Below are 15325 nucleotides of genomic sequence, written 5' to 3' on the forward strand. Positions count from 1 at the left end.
AAAAAGCTGTTCATTACAGCAATTGACAAACTTTTCACTTTTCTTTCACTATAATAGGAGAAAACTGGCAATGGAGTGAAGGTTCCTATGAGAACATATTTTATTTATATGATAAAAGATGAATTCGCCGACTACTTTTATGGGCGGGAAAGCCGATTTTTCCAATTGTTTGCCGGCAGTCACTCTGCCGATGGAAATCTCAAGGAAATCATACATAAGCAAATAGATTATATTACCGAGCCTTTGCCATACTTGGATTTACATAAGTTGTTCTCCCAATTTGTGCAAAACCAGCAAATATACATAAAGGGAAAGGTATATTGCATGGGGCAGGCAAAAGATAAAGACGGAGCGGAGTTGGCCATTGAGGAAGATTGGCTCCAGCTGAACGCATGGGGCGGTTTTGAGTCCGAGACGATCTTCTTCGAAGTACTGAGAAAATTTGATGGCCATTTTTTTGCTGTTGATATAGAAAATGAAAGATATGGCTGGGTAAAACCGGTTAAAGAAAGAAAATACATATGAAATCGCGGGGCAAGTATTGTATAATATTCGGGAATTCAGTAAACTGAAGTGAGACAACACGAAGGAGGAATTTTTGGATGGTTTGGCAATTGATTTTAACGGGTGCGATCGCTCTTTTGGCTGGAGTGGCGCTTGGATTTTTCATCGCCCGTAAATATATGATGGATTACCTAAAGAAAAACCCGCCAATCAATGAACAGATGCTGCGTATGATGATGATGCAAATGGGGATGAAACCCTCACAAAAGAAAATCAACCAGATGATGGGCATGATGAAAAAGCAGATGGACAACAAGTAATGCTCATCTAATAGAGAAAAAACCGGTGAACCCTAGGGTCAGCCGGTTTTTTCTATTTGCTGCATATCATGTGAAACGATGCTGTCGTATTGATTTAATAGTAAGTCCAGTTCTTCGCTGTATTGAAGTGCAAGTCTTGATGTGAGGCTCACGCTTTTTGTAATTTCAAACAATTCTTTCCGCTTCTTTTCAATTTCCTCACGTAAATAATCTTTCACCTGAAATACGTCCCTTCCTAAAAACTTGCATCTATATATTTTTAATTATTTTTTTGCCATTTTTATTATAGCAAATATATATCCAACTTTTCTACCATTTTTACATAAATATATCATTCTTTTTTCGACTTATTCTGAATTTGTTATATGAATAATGACAAAAAAATCTTTGGATGGGTCTTACTTTTGGTATATAATAGGTAAGTGAAAAAATCTATTACATTAAGGGATGACTGGCATGACAATCATTTTTTCGACTGTGGCCGCCCTGTGCATGGGGATACTAGCCATTTTTGTACGCATGAAAGCGTCCCGGAAACCGGTATCTGCGAAGAAAATCCTTCTGCCGCCAGTTTTTATGAGTACAGGAGCGTTAATGTTCCTTCACCCTTATTTCCGAGTGACAGCGGTGGAAATTTTGGAGGCTGTGACTGTCGGCATGCTGTTTTCCATTCTGCTTATAAAAACGTCCAAGTTTGAACTGCGCGAAGAGGCCATTTACCTAAAGCGATCAAAAGCGTTTGGGTTCATACTTATCGTCCTTCTGCTCATTCGCTTGCTTTTCAAGTCCTTTCTCAGTCAATCGATTGATGTAGGGGAATTGAGCGGAATGTTTTGGATATTGGCATTTGGCATGATCGTCCCTTGGCGTTTGGCCATGTATTTGCAATATAAAAAGTTGAGTTTAAAATTGAATAAAGATCGATCAGTTTCCATTTGATTCACTATGTAATCCCCTGAAGGGGATTTTTTTACTACTTTCAGAGGGTGGAGATGGCTATGAGAATTAGAGAGATTATACCTGAAGATGCCGGGAGCTTCCTTGAATTGGCACGGCGGGTGGATGCGGAATCCGATTATATGCTAATGGAAGCAGGAGAAAGGAACATCTCCTTGGGGCAGCAGCGCAGGAAGCTGGAACAAATGGAGCAAGACGGTCATTCGACAATTCTCGTTGCAGAAAATATGGAAAAAGAACTAGTGGGCTATCTGGCAGCATTCAGCGGTAATGCCAGAAGGACCAGACATTCAGCCTATCTTGTCATAGGCATTGTGAAAGAGTATCATGGGCAAGGGATTGGAACGAGGCTTTTTCAGGAGCTGGAAAAGTGGGCAGTAAAACAAGGGACCATCCGTTTGGAGTTGACGGTTGTCTGTCAGAATCAGGCAGCAATCGCCCTATATGAAAAAATGGGCTTTCGGGTTGAGGGGACGAAAAGAGCTTCGCTCATGATCAATGGGACGCCTCAAGATGAATTGATGATGTCTAAATTGCTAGAGTCTGAGTCCTGACATATAGCCAAAAAATGCGAGCAGGATGCCTCCGAAATAACTGAGAAACATGTAGGCCAATGCCGGCTTCCATTTCTTTTCCCGGAATTGATGAATAATTTCAACTTTAAATGTAGAAAAAGTTGTATATGAACCTAAAAATCCTACACCCAATAATAGGCTCCATTTTGATGGGGGCATGACCCCCATTAAAAATCCCAGCAAAAAAGATCCGGTCATGTTGACAAAAAAGGTGGATATTGAAGGAAGTTTTTTTGCAATAAAATACCTGGCAATTGCACCAAAAAAGCCGCCGACGGCGATCAGCAGGATATTCATTTATTCACCACCACTTTCTCTGAACCCTTCTGCCCGATATAAAAACCGCTCCATGCGAGCAGCAAGCCGAAAACTGCACTCAACAGTACATACAGACCTGCGATATAAATGGAAGAGGACTCATATAATTGAACAGTTTCCACACTGAAGGCCGAAAACGTCGTCAACGATCCGATCATGCCGGTTCCAAGCCCAAGCATGATCGTTTTAGGGATCATTTCCTTTTTTTCATTCAATCCCGTTAACAGCCCCAATATAAAACAGCCGCACATGTTTGCTGTAAAGGTGCCGTATGGGAAGGAACCGGACCAAAGATTAATTGAATAAAGGCTGATTAAATAGCGGATAATGCTGCCCGCCATCCCGCCAATGCCCACTGCTAAATAATTCATCAAGGTCACCTTTCAATGGCGAAAACTTCCATGGATTGGAAGCCTCAAAATAAGTGTTCGTAAGGAGAAATATCGATATTCAATTCATCCATTTTTTTGCGAAGGAATTTATGGTCACGCTTCGGTGTGGCCAGTATATATCCTTTTATTATCGTATCAAGATCGAGGCGTTTTACTTTCTTCTCCAGTGCCACTTCCCCGATTTTACCGGCAATTTTATGCCTTGCCACATCCCTGAACAGCTCAGGCACCGGGCTCACCAGTTCATCGAGCAGTTTTTTCTGTTCATCAGTCCAAAGATCCTTTGTTTTCTGGACATAATACTCTTCCCAATCCATATCTGATTTTCCATCTTCTTTTGGAAGGCGTTTCAAAAACTTTCGGAACATGAAAAAGCCGCCGATTCCGAACAAGGTAATTAACACGACCACCCAACAAAGAATAAAAATTAAAAACCAACCATCGAGCATTTCTTTCCCCCCTGATAATACGGGCTTTCGCCATATAACCATTATAGCCAATTGAAAAAGCGGGTGACAAGCTGTTGCCCTTTAAACCAGCATTTTAAACAAATTATTTTTCGGGGTGTCCTTTCTGCAGGTATTCCTGTATAAGGAATGTGAAAGGAGGTGAAGCACTTGGCAAGCGCTTTTTTGAAGTCAACACGGCTAAAGCTGGTATTCGAAGTCTTCACTGAGGGGATGGACAAGCCTGTTTATAAAAACAAAATTTTCAGCAACATCCATCGTGACGCGAATGCCGACCAATTATACCAGGCTGCTCAGGCAATCGGTGCTCTCTCGGAACACCCGATCTGGGCAATTGAACGAAACGACAGTTTTGACATCGACGCATAATGACGGGCAGCGGAGAAAGGAGGTGAAAATTTGAAAACATTGGAATTACATTTTGTTACGAGCGCCGGCAAGACCGCCAGGCTCACGGTGGAGCAACCGCAGGAGCCGGTAAACCCCGAAGAGGTGAAAGAAGCCATGCAGTCGATTATCGACGCAGGGGTATTCATTGACAGCGAAGGAAACACGTATGAAGAAATAAAGGCGGCGCGGCTTGTTGAACGTACGGTCACCGAATATTCGCTGAATTAGGTTGATCAGGCTTGGCTCAGTCCAAGCCTTTAATATTTTTAAATGAAAGGAGGCAATATTGTGGAGCAAATTTTGCCCTTCCTCAGCGAAGTTGGATTTCCGGCACTTGTCACTTTTTATTTATTGTACCGGATTGAAACGAAACTGGAAGACGTAGTTCAATCGATCCAGAGCCTTCCGGAAAGGATGGAAAGATGAACAGTTTTTTCAAGAGGGCAGATGTAAAGCCGGTCGGATATCTTCTGATCGGCTTTTTTCCTGTTTTCAAGAGATTAACGGGTCCATTTTGCTATAATAGTAGATATTTAGAGGAAAAAGGGTGATGATGGTGAAAATCATTCATACTGCCGATTGGCATTTGGGGAAGCTGGTACACGGCGTCTATATGACAGAACAGCAAGAGGCGGTTCTGGAGCAATTTATTGAACTCGTCGCTGAGGAACGACCGGATGCTGTCATCATTTCAGGCGACCTGTATGACCGTTCTGTGCCTCCGGTTGAAGCTGTCCAACTTCTTGAAAAAGTACTGTTTAGAATCAATGTGGAGCTGAAAACCCCGGTTCTTGCTATTTCCGGCAATCATGACAGCGCAGAACGCCTGGCGTTCGGATCTTCCTGGTACCGCCACAGCGGCTTTTACCTGAATGGAAAGCTGTCCGATTGTTTTGACCCCATTCGGATCAATGATGTTCATTTTTATCTTGTCCCTTATGCAGAACCTGGTGTCGTCCGGGAAGTGTTTCAGGATTCCAGCATTCATTCACACCATGATGCGATGGGCAGGGTGACGTGGGAAATAGAAAAAACGATGGATCGTGAAGCTGTTAATATTCTTGTAGGACATGCCTTTGTGACAGGAGGAAAAACGACCGATTCGGAGCGGATATTATCCGTCGGAGGCTCCGGTAGTGTTGATATAGATTGCTTCAGCCCTTTTACATATACTGCTCTTGGCCACCTGCACAGCCCGGATGCAATCAGGCATGAGACGATCCGCTATTCCGGTTCGCTTTTAAAATATTCTTTTTCAGAAGCCAGACAGAGAAAAAGCATTTCAATCATTGAAATTGATGCAAGTGGACATTTGACAATAAATGAGAAATCCCTCATACCTCAAAAGGATATGAGAGAGATTTCAGGATACATAGATGAGTTGCTGGACCCGGCATTTTACGAAAGTCAAAAACTGGATGACTTTTTGAAAGTGACCCTTTTGGATGAAGGGGCATTGCTCGATCCGATCAATAAGCTGCGGGCGGTTTACCCGAACATTCTGCACTTGGAAAGAAAGATAGAATCAGTTGATTTGAAGAAAAGGCAGGCGCTCCGTTCTGTCCAAAGCGAAAGAAAAACGGAGCTGGATCTTTTTTCAGAGTTTTATCATGAAATGACAACGAGTGAATTTACCGAGCAAAAACAGGAGTTGATGAAAGAAGTAATCGACAGCGTCCGTAAGGAGGTGCTCCTTGTATGAGGCCGCTTAAATTGAAAATGCAGGCTTTCGGCCCATATGCAGGGTTAGAGATCATCGACTTTACCCAATTGGAGAACAGGACGATGTTCGTCATATCGGGGAAAACCGGTGCCGGCAAAACGTCTATTTTCGACGGGATCAGTTTTGCCATATATGGCAAGGCAAGCGGGGAAGACAGGAATGGGGCGGATTTGCGCTCCCATTTTGCCAAGGACGAGCTTCCTACGGAAGTGTCACTGGAATTTCAATTGAGAGACAAGATTTATTATATTTGCCGCTCTCCACAGCAGGAAAGAAAAAAGGCGCGAGGAGACGGTTATACAACAGTTAATGCAAAAGCGGAGCTGTACCTCGTTGATGAGTCGGGCTCAAAAAAACTGCTGGCGGCAAATGTAAGGGATACGGATGAAAAAATCAAAGAAATCATTCAGCTCGACGCGAACCAGTTCCGGCAGATTTTAATGATTCCCCAAGGCGATTTCAGGAAGCTTCTGACATCGGACAGCAAAGAGAAAGAAATTATCTTACAGCGTCTTTTCCATACTGGGCAATTTAAGAAAATAGAAGAGAAGCTCAAAGAGAAGGCAAGTTTACTTAAAAATGAGGTGGAAGGCGGCATCGGCCAAAGGAGCCAAAAGCTGAGGGAGATTTTTACGAATGGAAATGATGAATTGGAAGCGGCCCTTGCCGAACCCGCTCCAAGTGATACGGTCATCCTCCCTCTGCTGGAAACAATCACAGGGGAAATGAAACAAGCATCGGCCGAACTTGAAAAGAAAATAGAAATTAGGCAAAAACATCGCGATGAGGCAAAAAGAAAAGTAGATGAAGCGGAAAATATATTGAATGAAATGAACAGCCGTGATGCTTTGAAGAAGCAGAAAGCTTTGCTCGTTGAAAGAAAAACACTCATCGATGAAAAGAAAATAGCGGTGGATCTTGCCCGGCGCGCGGGCAATTTGGCGCATCAAGAGAATATATGCCAACGGTTGAAAAAAGAGATCGATGACAGGACAGCAAAAAAAGGCAAGATGAAAGAGGAATTGGCTTTTACAATAAAAGCCAAAAACGCTGCAGATGAAAAATTAAAACGGGAAGAGAAAAACAGGGACAAAAGGGAGAAGCTTCATGCGGAATTGACCCGGTTGGAAAGCCTGCGGGAGGATGTTCTTTCATTTTCCAAGCGAAAAGCGGATCTCAAGCGTCTGGAACAAAAGGCAAAGCAGTGTCGCAAAACGCTTGATGAGACCAAGAGGAAAGCAGCTGAATGGGGACAGGCGGTTGAGAAACAGCAGGACGAACTGAACAAGCTAAGACAGCTCCAGGATAAAAATATTGTATTAAAAGAGGAAAAGCTTCGCATTGAACAAATTATTGGCCATCTTCATAAACTGGCGGTTTCAATGGAAAAGGAACAAGCCGCAAATACATTGCTCGTTCAGCGTGAAAAAGAGCTTAAGCTGGCAAAGTCAAAAGCTGAAGACGCATCGGAAACATTGAAACATATTGAAGAGAAATGGTATTCGGGACATGCGGCAATCCTGGCCGGCACGCTTGAAAGCGGGTGTCCATGCCCTGTCTGCGGATCTTCGGAACACCCGGCGCCTGCTAACACATCAGGCGATTATGTCAGTGAAGAAGATTTTGAAGCGGCAAAAAAAGATGCACACGTAATAGAAGAGCAGCTGGCTGAAATTCGGCAAGAGTGGATGAAGGCAAAAGCGGATGCGGATTTATGTGCGAAAACTGTTTTAGAAAGAGTGGATGAGGCAAAAATTTTCTTGCCTGATTTAAAGCTTGAGGAAACTCCGCTCCATTTGCAAAAGCTGGAGGGTAAAAAACAAGAATTATCCAATCAGCTGGAGAGCAATACAGTGAAGACAGATAAAATTCCCGAAAAGGAAGCCAGAATTACGCAGCTTGCCGGAGAATTGAAGGATTTGAACAGCACTTTGGATAAAATGGCGGAAAAAGAACGGGAAGCCGCCAATCAATTTATGGAAACAAAAGTGGCCCTTCAGAGCCTCGCTTTTAATCTTCCGGAAGGGCTGGAAACAAAGGAGCAATACGAAAACAGGCTGTCGGTGTTGCAAAAAGAGATAAAAAAATTGGATGATGCATTAAAACAAGCGCAGGAAGACTGTTCCAAACTGAATGAACAGCTGGCAGCGCAAAAAATGGCGCTTACAAATATAGAGGAAGATATTGCAAAGCAGCAAAGCACATTGAACAATGAGCGGGAAAAGTTTTTAAACCAGCTCCATCAAGAGGGATTTACTAATTACGCCGAATATGCCGAATCCAAAAAAGATTCAGCCTGGATTCAAAATGCTGAAGAGGAAATCAAGTCTTATGGCGAAGAATATCGCTCTGTTACAGATCGGCTTAAGGACTTTGACGAGCGCTTAAAAGGAATCGATCGGCCGGATATCGAAAAATTGAATGTGGAATTCAGAGAACAGGAAAAAATGCTGCTGTCCATGAACAACCAGCTTTCAACTTTGTTGATGAACATACAGAAAAACGAGGGTATCCGGTTGGATGTTCAGCGGTTGAATGAACAGATCAAAGAATTGGAGAAACAATATGAAATCGTCGGGCATTTATCCGATATAACGAGAGGGCAGAATACATACAGGCTCACTTTTGAGCGGTTCGTGTTGGCCTCGTTTTTGGATGATATTCTGGCAGCTGCCAATGGAAGGCTGTTGAAAATGACGAGCGGGCGATACCAGCTTTTGAGAAAGAAAGAACGTTCAAAAGGGAATGTTCAAAGCGGGTTGGAACTGCTTGTATTTGACCAATATACCGGGCAGGAGCGCCATGTTAAAACATTATCAGGCGGTGAAAGTTTTAAAGCAGCGCTTACCCTTGCACTTGGGCTGGCTGATGTTGTGCAGGAGCATGCAGGAGGAGTCTCGCTGGAGACGATGTTCATCGATGAAGGGTTCGGCACATTGGACCCGGAATCCCTGGACCAGGCCATTGAGGCATTAATGGAAATCCAGAGCAGCGGAAGGCTTGTCGGCATCATTTCTCACGTTCCGGAATTGAAAGAGCGGATTGATGCCCGTTTGGAAGTGCTGGCTGGCCAGAGCGGAAGCAGTACTGAATTTGTGTTTCTATCATGAATAGGAGGTGCAGTCCTCTTGGAGAAGACTTTTTATATCGCGACACAGGCGTTTGGCTGGTTCATATCCATCAGCTTGGCAGTCTTTGCCATATTTGCATTTAAGCTGAAATATCCTTTCATTGGAACCCTTTTGATCCTTATATTTCTTGCTTCATGTGTGGTCAATTTTTTATTCAGGAGAAAGTGGAAGGAAACGTTATGATTGAAAAATAGATCCCCGTTCTGGCGGGCGAAGGCCGTCAGAACGGACGGGAATCCTTCTTAAAAAAGATGGAAAATAAATAATTACAAAATGAAATCGTTTGTATTTATATAAAAATACATTGACACATCAGGCTACGGAGAAGAATATGCCGGCGCAAGAAGATACGTTGAAGAATAATCATAACAAAAGCCATCCACCAAGCTTAATTCCGGTGGATGGCTTTTTCATTAAAATTTGAAGAATTCCCATCCTGCAATGTGTTATAATGAAATACCAATTTTTAATAAAGGAAGATTTAAGATGAACTTGGATTATCGGTTATTTGAATTGATCAATCAATTTGCAGGCCAAAGCCATACGCTTGACCAGACAGTCATGCTATTTTCAAAGTTTGGGCCCATTTTATTTGGACTTGTTTTTGTATGGTTGTGGTTTTCAAAGTCCGGGAATCCTGTTGACAACAGAAAAATTGTCTTGTATGCATTAACAATAACTGTCATAGCCCTTGGGATCAACAAGGCGATTGAATTGATGTATTTCCGCCCACGGCCATTTGTTACATATGCGGTCAATCTACTAAGTGACAAAGCGAATTCAGACCCTTCTTTTCCGAGCAACCATTCTGCCGGGGCCTTTGCAATTACCTGCGCACTGTTTTGGTACCGAAGGCGGATTGGAAGTGCCTTGTTGATCATGGCGTTTTTTATGGCGTTGTCAAGAATCTATATCGGTGTCCATTATCCTTCGGATGTTACCGCCGGCGCGCTCATCGCATTGATTGTAACAATTGTGATCATGTCACAAAGACGTTTTCTGGACCCCATTTATCAAAATATTATTCTGGCATTCGGAAAATCGAACGATACAACAATCAAAAGAAATTTATGATGCTATTAAAAAAACTTAACGAAAAGGGACGTGCATGCTGCATGTCTCTATTTTTGTTAACGTACTGCAAAATGAATTCGTTGTTTCGGCGGAATGGACACGCTATTTTAGCTAATATTCATATTTTTCGGTTGTTTAATAGCTAAACATTGGATATAATCGAATCAGATTAGCTATTTTGAGGTGACTGTCATGAAAGTGCCTTCGACTGAAGTCCAGAACAACTTTGGAAAATACTTGAAGTTTGCGGAAGCCGGTGAGGAAATCATCGTGACGAAGAACGGACGGGACGCTGCAAAAATTATCCGGATTGAAACGGAATCCTCCCTGGTAGGAGAAGACGCGCCGGAATACCGTACGGGCAGGGAATGGGTGACCTATGAAGAATACCTGGATCTGGTGGAAGAGTCGGAACAGCGGTATGAGCTGATCGATGGATCGCTGTTCAACCTGGCATCGCCAACTTACGCCCACCAGCATGCGGTTCATGAATTGCACGGTATTTTCTACACTTGGTTCAAAGGCAAGAACTGCACGCCCCTTACTTCTCCCTTCGACATCAAACTTGTGAAATCGGAAGACAACATTTGCGTCGTTCAACCCGACATCGTGGTGATCTGCGATAAGGAAAAGATCGACGAAAATGGCAAATACCAGGGCGTCCCGACATTGGTCGTTGAAGTGTTATCCCCGTCCACAAAGCGAAAGGACTTGATCACCAAGCTGGAACTGTACCTGGTATGCGGCGTGAAGGAGTACTGGATTGTCGATCCGAGAAACCGGACCGTGACGGTGTACACGCTGGACGGGCAGGACATTGTGGAAAACAGGACCTTCGCCAGCGGTGCCGACGAGTTCGCCCAGTCGTTTACCTTCGGTGGGCTCAGCGCACGGCTGCAGGATGTATTTGGATGAGAAAAGACTCCGTCAAACCGGTTGCATGTTCTATTTGTGTGTGTTTAAAAGGGGCTGTCTGAAAAGTGGAAATCCCCTGATACTCAATAATTAAAAATACTGATATATCAAGGTTTTTTAGAACAAGAAAAGGGGTGTCCAAAAGTCAAAAAATGACTTTCTGGACAGCCCCCTTTTCCGTTTTATGGGAGGTGATGAAGGTGGATGTTGATTTGGACAATAATAGGACAATGATTTTGTTCTTCAGTGGCAATTATCCACTCCGCTACTATACAAAAGAACATTTACTTCTCGATAATTTGTGATATTGACAGGACTTCAGTTTTTAAGCATACGCAGCCCGTTCAAAATGACAAGCAATGTACTTCCCTCATGTCCTATTACACCGAGCGGCAGATTGACAATTTGCAGGAAGTTTGAAGCGATCAGCACCAATATCACAGAAACCGAAAATGCGATATTCTGCTTAATGATGCGGCTCATCTTTTTTGAGCGCGCAATCGCCTCTGGAATCCGTTTCAAATCATTTTTCATCAATACAACATCAGCTGTCTCCAGTGCTATGTCTGTTCCGCCGCCCATAGCTATGCCGATATCTGCCGTTGCAAGAGCCGGAGCGTCATTGATGCCATCGCCGGTCATTGCGACAGGACCATAGGTATCTCTTAGTTTTTTGATTTCAACCAGCTTTTCTTCAGGCAGTGTATTAGCCAGGAAATGATCCAGACCGGCCTCTTTGGCGATAGTACCCGCGGCGCCTTCGCCGTCCCCTGTGATCATGATGGTATGAAGGCCAAGCTCCTTTATTTTTTGGACAGCTTCTTTTGCTTCATCCCTAATGACATCTTTGAAAGTGATGATTCCGGCAATCTGATCGTCGTATCCTGCAAAAATAATTGATTTTCCTTCCTTTTCAAACTCAGCAGCCTTTTCTTCAAAAAAAGAATCACGGTTTTCCGAAACGAATGAAGCTTTGCCAATTTTCCATTTCACTCCACCAATCCAAGCAGATACTCCTTTTCCGGGAAAATCATCAAGGTTATCAACGGGAAGCATTGTTATTTTTTTATTTTCGGCGTAATGGACGATGGCGGACGCAAGCGGATGGGTAGACAGCCGTTCGATGGAGGCAGCTGCCTGTAAAAAGCTTGTCTTGTCCATACTTTCGCGAACCACGACATCAGTGACTTCATGCTGTCCCTTTGTCAGCGTTCCGGTTTTATCAAAAGCAATGGCTTTTAATGCTGCAAGCGACTCAAGGTGACTTCCGCCCTTGACCAATATGCCTTTTCTCGCCGAGGAGGCAATGGAAGACAGGGTGGCCGGCATAATGGAAGCAACCAATGCACAAGGGGAAGCTACGACGAGCAGGACCATGGCGCGATATAGGGTCTCTTTCCAATCCCAGCCAAATAGATAATGAGGAAGAAACAGCATAAGGACAAAAACAATCAAAACGATTCTTACGTAAGTTCCCTCAAATTTTTCAATAAATTGCTGGGTAGGTGACTTTTCGCTTTTCGCCGCTTCAACCAGTTCGATGATCCTTTGGAAGAGCGTATCTTTTTGTTCCTTTACCACTGCAACGGTCAAAGCTCCGTTCATGTTTACCGTTCCCGCAAAAACCGTATCTCCCCTTTGTTTTCCGATGGGAACCGACTCGCCTGAAATGGCCGCTTCATCAATGGATGAATGCCCTTCTTCGATAACTCCATCAACAGGAATTCTCTCACCTGGCTTCACCGATATTAAATCGTTAATCTTCAAATCTGCCACAGGTACAGTTTTCTCACCGTCATCTGTAACTAATACGGCCACATCCGGCTGCATTTTAACAAGTGAGGACAATTCCTTCTGGCTCTTGTTCATGGAATATGTCTCCAATGCACCGCTCAATGCGAATATGAAAATTAAAATGGCACCTTCAGCCCAAAATCCGATGATGGCAGATCCGATTGCTGCCATAATCATTAAAATTTCCACATTCAGTTTTTTGTTTTGAACAAGATCCGTCAACCCTTCTTTGGCTTTATAAAATCCGCCTATCAAAAAAGCCGGGATAAAAAAGAAGGCCGATAAAGATGGCAGTAAAAAACCGGCTCCGATAAGGATGCCGCTAATTACAGCCGCAGTCAATTCGCCATGCTTTTCAAAAAAAGCTGTGATGTTTTCTGCTTTTGTATGATCCAGCTTTCATTCAGCTCCTTTCCAAAAAAAGCTCCTGCTTATTTATATTGATTATAACTTATCTAAAGAGAAACAACACGAAAAGACCATGAGCGCCTTTCACCGAAAATTATTTGGTTGGTTTAATAAAAACTCAGTAAACATTAATTGATAATAATTATCATTAGCAAATAAAGGGTAATTGTACCGTTCCAAGGTTAATACCAATAATCATTATCAATTAGAATAAAATATTCTCATTTAAAAGTTGACTTAGTGTAACTTTTTTAATATGATATCTATATAATAATAATTATAAAGTATGAAATGTGAATGACCAATAATCAGGAAGGTGCAAATATATGAATCTTGATGCTCAAACAATTGAAAGTCAACATGATTTTCGAAAGGTAAATCCCTTAGAAAAACTAAAAGTCAATGGAGAGCTTATTGCCGCAATAGTCAGCGGAGTATTTATATTATTTGGATGGCTGCTCGAAAAAAACGGCATGGAAAGTGCATCGGTCGTTCTTTTCCTGCTTGCCTTTGTTATTGGCGGCTTCGCTAAAGCCAAAGAGGGCTTGGAAGAGACCATAAAACATAAAAAGCTGAACGTGGAGCTTTTGATGATCCTTGCAGCTGTCGGTTCAGCCATTATCGGCTATTGGACAGAGGGAGCCATCTTGATTTTTATTTTTGCACTGAGCGGGGCTTTGGAAACATATACGATGAATAAAAGCCGTAAGGAGATTTCTTCTTTGATGGATATTCAGCCGGAAGAAGCGTGGCTTTGGATGGATGGAGAAATAAAACGGGTCCATGTTTCAGAACTGGATGTAGGGGACTTGATTTTGATCAAACCGGGTGAAAGAGTTCCCTCCGACGGCAAAATTGTCAGGGGAAACACCACACTGGATGAAGCAGCTATTACAGGTGAATCTTTGCCAGTATCAAAGGGGATTCAAGATGAAATATATGCCGGAACGTTAAATATAAATGGTTCCATTACCGTCCGGGTTACAAAACATAATGATGAAACTTTATTTCAAAAAATCATCCAGCTTGTCCAGTCGGCTCAAAGTGAGAAATCCCCTTCGCAGCTCTTTATAGAACGCTTTGAAGGAAAGTATGTCAAGGCAGTTTTAATTGTCGTTTCTCTCATGATGTTCATGCCGCACTATACTTTTGGATGGAGCTGGAACGAAACGTTTTACAGGGCGATGATCCTGCTGGTAGTCGCATCTCCCTGTGCGTTGGTTGCGTCTATCATGCCTGCGACGCTGTCCGCCATATCAAACGGAGCAAAAAAAGGGATACTTTTTAAGGGTGGAAACCATTTGGAGCAATTGGGCCATATCAAAGCCATCGCATTTGATAAAACCGGAACACTGACAAAAGGACAGCCTGAGGTTGCAAATTTTATTATCCGTGAAGGGCAAGACAGCGATCAAGTGCTGCTTATGGTAGCTTCAATTGAAAAGCACTCCAACCATCCCCTGGCAAATGCGATCGTAAATTATACTCAAAATAAAATAACTGAACCATTGATAGATCTGGAAACGGTAGAAGATGTTGCAGGTCGGGGGATAAAGGCAGTCATTAACGATGAAAGTTGGAAAATTGGAAAAGAAGATTTTGTTGAAATAAGCGAGTATGACCAATTTTTGGCAGAAAGTGCAAAAGAGTTAGCAAATGAAGGGAAAACCATTGTCTATGTCCAAAAAGACGATAAGTTGGCCGCGGTCATTGCATTAAAAGATATGGCCAGACAAGAATCGCTGAAGGCCATCGATCAGTTGAAAAAACAAGGTCTGTTCACAGTGATGCTTACTGGGGATAATGAAAAAACCGCGAAGGTGATCGCCTCTGAAAGCCATGTACAGGATTTTATAGCGAATTGTCTGCCGGAAAATAAAGTTGCGCAGCTTAAAAAATTGCAGGAAAAATACGGGACTGTCGCGATGGTGGGAGACGGAATCAACGATGCACCGGCACTGGCCGCGTCAAATGTAGGTATTTCAGTAGGAGACGGTACAGATGTTGCCCTTGAAACGGCTGATATGATCCTGATGAAAAATGACTTGCTGCGTATACCGGAAGCGATAAAATTATCAAAAAGAATGGACCGGATTATAAAGCAAAACATTTTCTTTTCGATCATTGTGATCGCCTTGTTAATCTTATCAAACTTTTCCCAAGTCATTGATTTGCCTTTGGGGGTTATCGGACATGAAGGAAGCACGATCCTTGTTATTTTAAACAGCTTGAGACTTTTGAAGTAAGCCGCCTCAGCTAAAGGAAGGCCTGCCTGGAAAGCATTCATATGAACAAATCACAAATATGAAACCATCCCGGGAAGTATTCGTATACATGATTAATCATAATTAAGGATG

The 15325-nt window shown here is 42.8% G+C and carries 18 protein-coding genes; 13 read left to right on the plus strand and 5 right to left on the minus strand.

Features of this window, described 5'->3' with window-relative positions; genetic code table 11:
- Positions 1-87 precede the first annotated feature (87 nt).
- Complete coding sequence (gene sirA / locus D4N35_RS08360) at positions 88-525, plus strand: sporulation inhibitor of replication protein SirA (RefSeq protein WP_120072407.1); 438 nt, start codon at positions 88-90, stop codon at positions 523-525.
- Between the two features lie 77 nt (positions 526-602).
- Complete coding sequence (locus D4N35_RS08365) at positions 603-824, plus strand: YneF family protein (protein ID WP_120072409.1); 222 nt, start codon at positions 603-605, stop codon at positions 822-824.
- Positions 825-862: 38 nt separating this feature from the next.
- Here D4N35_RS08365 and D4N35_RS08370 read toward each other — a convergent pair whose 3' ends face one another.
- Complete coding sequence (locus tag D4N35_RS08370; RefSeq protein ID WP_120072411.1) at positions 863-1042, minus strand: aspartyl-phosphate phosphatase Spo0E family protein; 180 nt, start codon at positions 1040-1042, stop codon at positions 863-865.
- A gap of 238 nt (positions 1043-1280) precedes the next feature.
- Between D4N35_RS08370 and D4N35_RS08375 the strand changes: the two genes are divergently transcribed.
- Entirely contained in the window at positions 1281-1763 is a 483-nt protein-coding gene (locus tag D4N35_RS08375) for a CcdC family protein (RefSeq protein WP_120072413.1), read from the plus strand.
- A gap of 59 nt (positions 1764-1822) precedes the next feature.
- Positions 1823-2335: a GNAT family N-acetyltransferase gene (locus D4N35_RS08380; protein ID WP_120072415.1), complete on the plus strand. Its 513-nt coding sequence runs from the start codon at positions 1823-1825 to the stop codon at positions 2333-2335.
- Here D4N35_RS08380 and D4N35_RS08385 read toward each other — a convergent pair.
- Genes D4N35_RS08385 through D4N35_RS08395 form a run of 3 tightly spaced genes read right to left on the minus strand, consistent with a single transcriptional unit; the run spans position 2318 to position 3515 of the window.
- Positions 2318-2653 carry a fluoride efflux transporter FluC gene (locus D4N35_RS08385; RefSeq protein WP_120072417.1) on the minus strand — a complete coding sequence of 112 codons (336 nt, stop codon included), beginning with the start codon at positions 2651-2653 and terminating at the stop codon, positions 2318-2320. The genes D4N35_RS08380 and D4N35_RS08385 overlap by 18 nt on opposite strands.
- Positions 2650-3045 (minus strand): fluoride efflux transporter CrcB, encoded by a 396-nt coding sequence (gene crcB, locus D4N35_RS08390; RefSeq protein ID WP_120072419.1) that lies wholly within the window; start codon positions 3043-3045, stop codon positions 2650-2652. Before crcB ends, D4N35_RS08385 begins: the two co-directional genes overlap by 4 nt.
- 44 nt (positions 3046-3089) lie before the next feature.
- Positions 3090-3515, minus strand: coding sequence for a DUF2621 domain-containing protein (locus D4N35_RS08395; protein ID WP_120072421.1), 426 nt, complete (start codon positions 3513-3515; stop codon positions 3090-3092).
- Positions 3516-3674: 159 nt separating this feature from the next.
- Between D4N35_RS08395 and D4N35_RS08400 the strand changes: the two genes are divergently transcribed.
- From D4N35_RS08400 to D4N35_RS08435, 8 genes are all read left to right on the plus strand, one after another.
- A complete protein-coding gene (locus D4N35_RS08400; protein WP_235870337.1) occupies positions 3675-3902 on the plus strand; it encodes a DUF1659 domain-containing protein in 228 nt (75 codons plus the stop codon).
- Between the two features lie 30 nt (positions 3903-3932).
- Positions 3933-4151 (plus strand): DUF2922 domain-containing protein, encoded by a 219-nt coding sequence (locus tag D4N35_RS08405; RefSeq protein WP_120072425.1) that lies wholly within the window; start codon positions 3933-3935, stop codon positions 4149-4151.
- A 60-nt stretch (positions 4152-4211) separates the two neighbouring features.
- Complete coding sequence (locus D4N35_RS08410) at positions 4212-4349, plus strand: YvrJ family protein (RefSeq protein WP_120072427.1); 138 nt, start codon at positions 4212-4214, stop codon at positions 4347-4349.
- A gap of 130 nt (positions 4350-4479) precedes the next feature.
- Positions 4480-5625 carry an exonuclease SbcCD subunit D gene (locus D4N35_RS08415; RefSeq protein ID WP_164876320.1) on the plus strand — a complete coding sequence of 382 codons (1146 nt, stop codon included), beginning with the start codon at positions 4480-4482 and terminating at the stop codon, positions 5623-5625.
- The gene (locus D4N35_RS08420) at positions 5622-8756 is read left to right on the plus strand and encodes an SbcC/MukB-like Walker B domain-containing protein (protein ID WP_120072431.1); all 3135 of its coding nucleotides are present in this window, start codon (positions 5622-5624) and stop codon (positions 8754-8756) included. Before D4N35_RS08415 ends, D4N35_RS08420 begins: the two co-directional genes overlap by 4 nt.
- An 18-nt stretch (positions 8757-8774) precedes the next feature.
- Positions 8775-8960 carry a hypothetical protein gene (locus D4N35_RS08425; RefSeq protein WP_120072433.1) on the plus strand — a complete coding sequence of 62 codons (186 nt, stop codon included), beginning with the start codon at positions 8775-8777 and terminating at the stop codon, positions 8958-8960.
- 303 nt (positions 8961-9263) lie between these two features.
- Entirely contained in the window at positions 9264-9851 is a 588-nt protein-coding gene (locus D4N35_RS08430; protein ID WP_120072435.1) for an undecaprenyl-diphosphatase, read from the plus strand.
- Between the two features lie 192 nt (positions 9852-10043).
- A complete protein-coding gene (locus D4N35_RS08435; protein ID WP_120072437.1) occupies positions 10044-10766 on the plus strand; it encodes a type II toxin-antitoxin system prevent-host-death family antitoxin in 723 nt (240 codons plus the stop codon).
- A gap of 318 nt (positions 10767-11084) precedes the next feature.
- Here the strand turns inward: D4N35_RS08435 and D4N35_RS08440 are convergent, their stop codons facing one another.
- The gene (locus D4N35_RS08440; RefSeq protein ID WP_235870338.1) at positions 11085-12902 is read right to left on the minus strand and encodes a heavy metal translocating P-type ATPase; all 1818 of its coding nucleotides are present in this window, start codon (positions 12900-12902) and stop codon (positions 11085-11087) included.
- A 392-nt stretch (positions 12903-13294) separates the two neighbouring features.
- Here D4N35_RS08440 and D4N35_RS08445 point away from each other — a divergent pair, with 392 nt between their 5' ends.
- Entirely contained in the window at positions 13295-15214 is a 1920-nt protein-coding gene (locus D4N35_RS08445) for a heavy metal translocating P-type ATPase (RefSeq protein ID WP_120072441.1), read from the plus strand.
- Positions 15215-15325: the final 111 nt, after the last annotated feature.

The sequence above is a fragment of the Siminovitchia fortis genome (genome assembly GCF_003605365.2).
Classification (GTDB): domain Bacteria; phylum Bacillota; class Bacilli; order Bacillales; family Bacillaceae_C; genus Siminovitchia; species Siminovitchia fortis.

Coding starts and splice junctions, on each gene's coding strand:
- crcB (WP_120072419.1), bottom strand. CDS start 3,045: ATGAATTATTTAGCAGTGGGCATTGGCGGGATGGCGGGCAGCATTATC.
- D4N35_RS08435 (WP_120072437.1), top strand. CDS start 10,044: ATGAAAGTGCCTTCGACTGAAGTCCAGAACAACTTTGGAAAATACTTG.
- D4N35_RS08430 (WP_120072435.1), top strand. CDS start 9,264: ATGAACTTGGATTATCGGTTATTTGAATTGATCAATCAATTTGCAGGC.
- D4N35_RS08445 (WP_120072441.1), top strand. CDS start 13,295: ATGAATCTTGATGCTCAAACAATTGAAAGTCAACATGATTTTCGAAAG.
- D4N35_RS08385 (WP_120072417.1), bottom strand. CDS start 2,653: ATGAATATCCTGCTGATCGCCGTCGGCGGCTTTTTTGGTGCAATTGCC.
- D4N35_RS08380 (WP_120072415.1), top strand. CDS start 1,823: ATGAGAATTAGAGAGATTATACCTGAAGATGCCGGGAGCTTCCTTGAA.
- D4N35_RS08365 (WP_120072409.1), top strand. CDS start 603: ATGGTTTGGCAATTGATTTTAACGGGTGCGATCGCTCTTTTGGCTGGA.
- D4N35_RS08395 (WP_120072421.1), bottom strand. CDS start 3,515: ATGCTCGATGGTTGGTTTTTAATTTTTATTCTTTGTTGGGTGGTCGTG.
- D4N35_RS08420 (WP_120072431.1), top strand. CDS start 5,622: ATGAGGCCGCTTAAATTGAAAATGCAGGCTTTCGGCCCATATGCAGGG.
- D4N35_RS08375 (WP_120072413.1), top strand. CDS start 1,281: ATGACAATCATTTTTTCGACTGTGGCCGCCCTGTGCATGGGGATACTA.
- sirA (WP_120072407.1), top strand. CDS start 88: ATGAGAACATATTTTATTTATATGATAAAAGATGAATTCGCCGACTAC.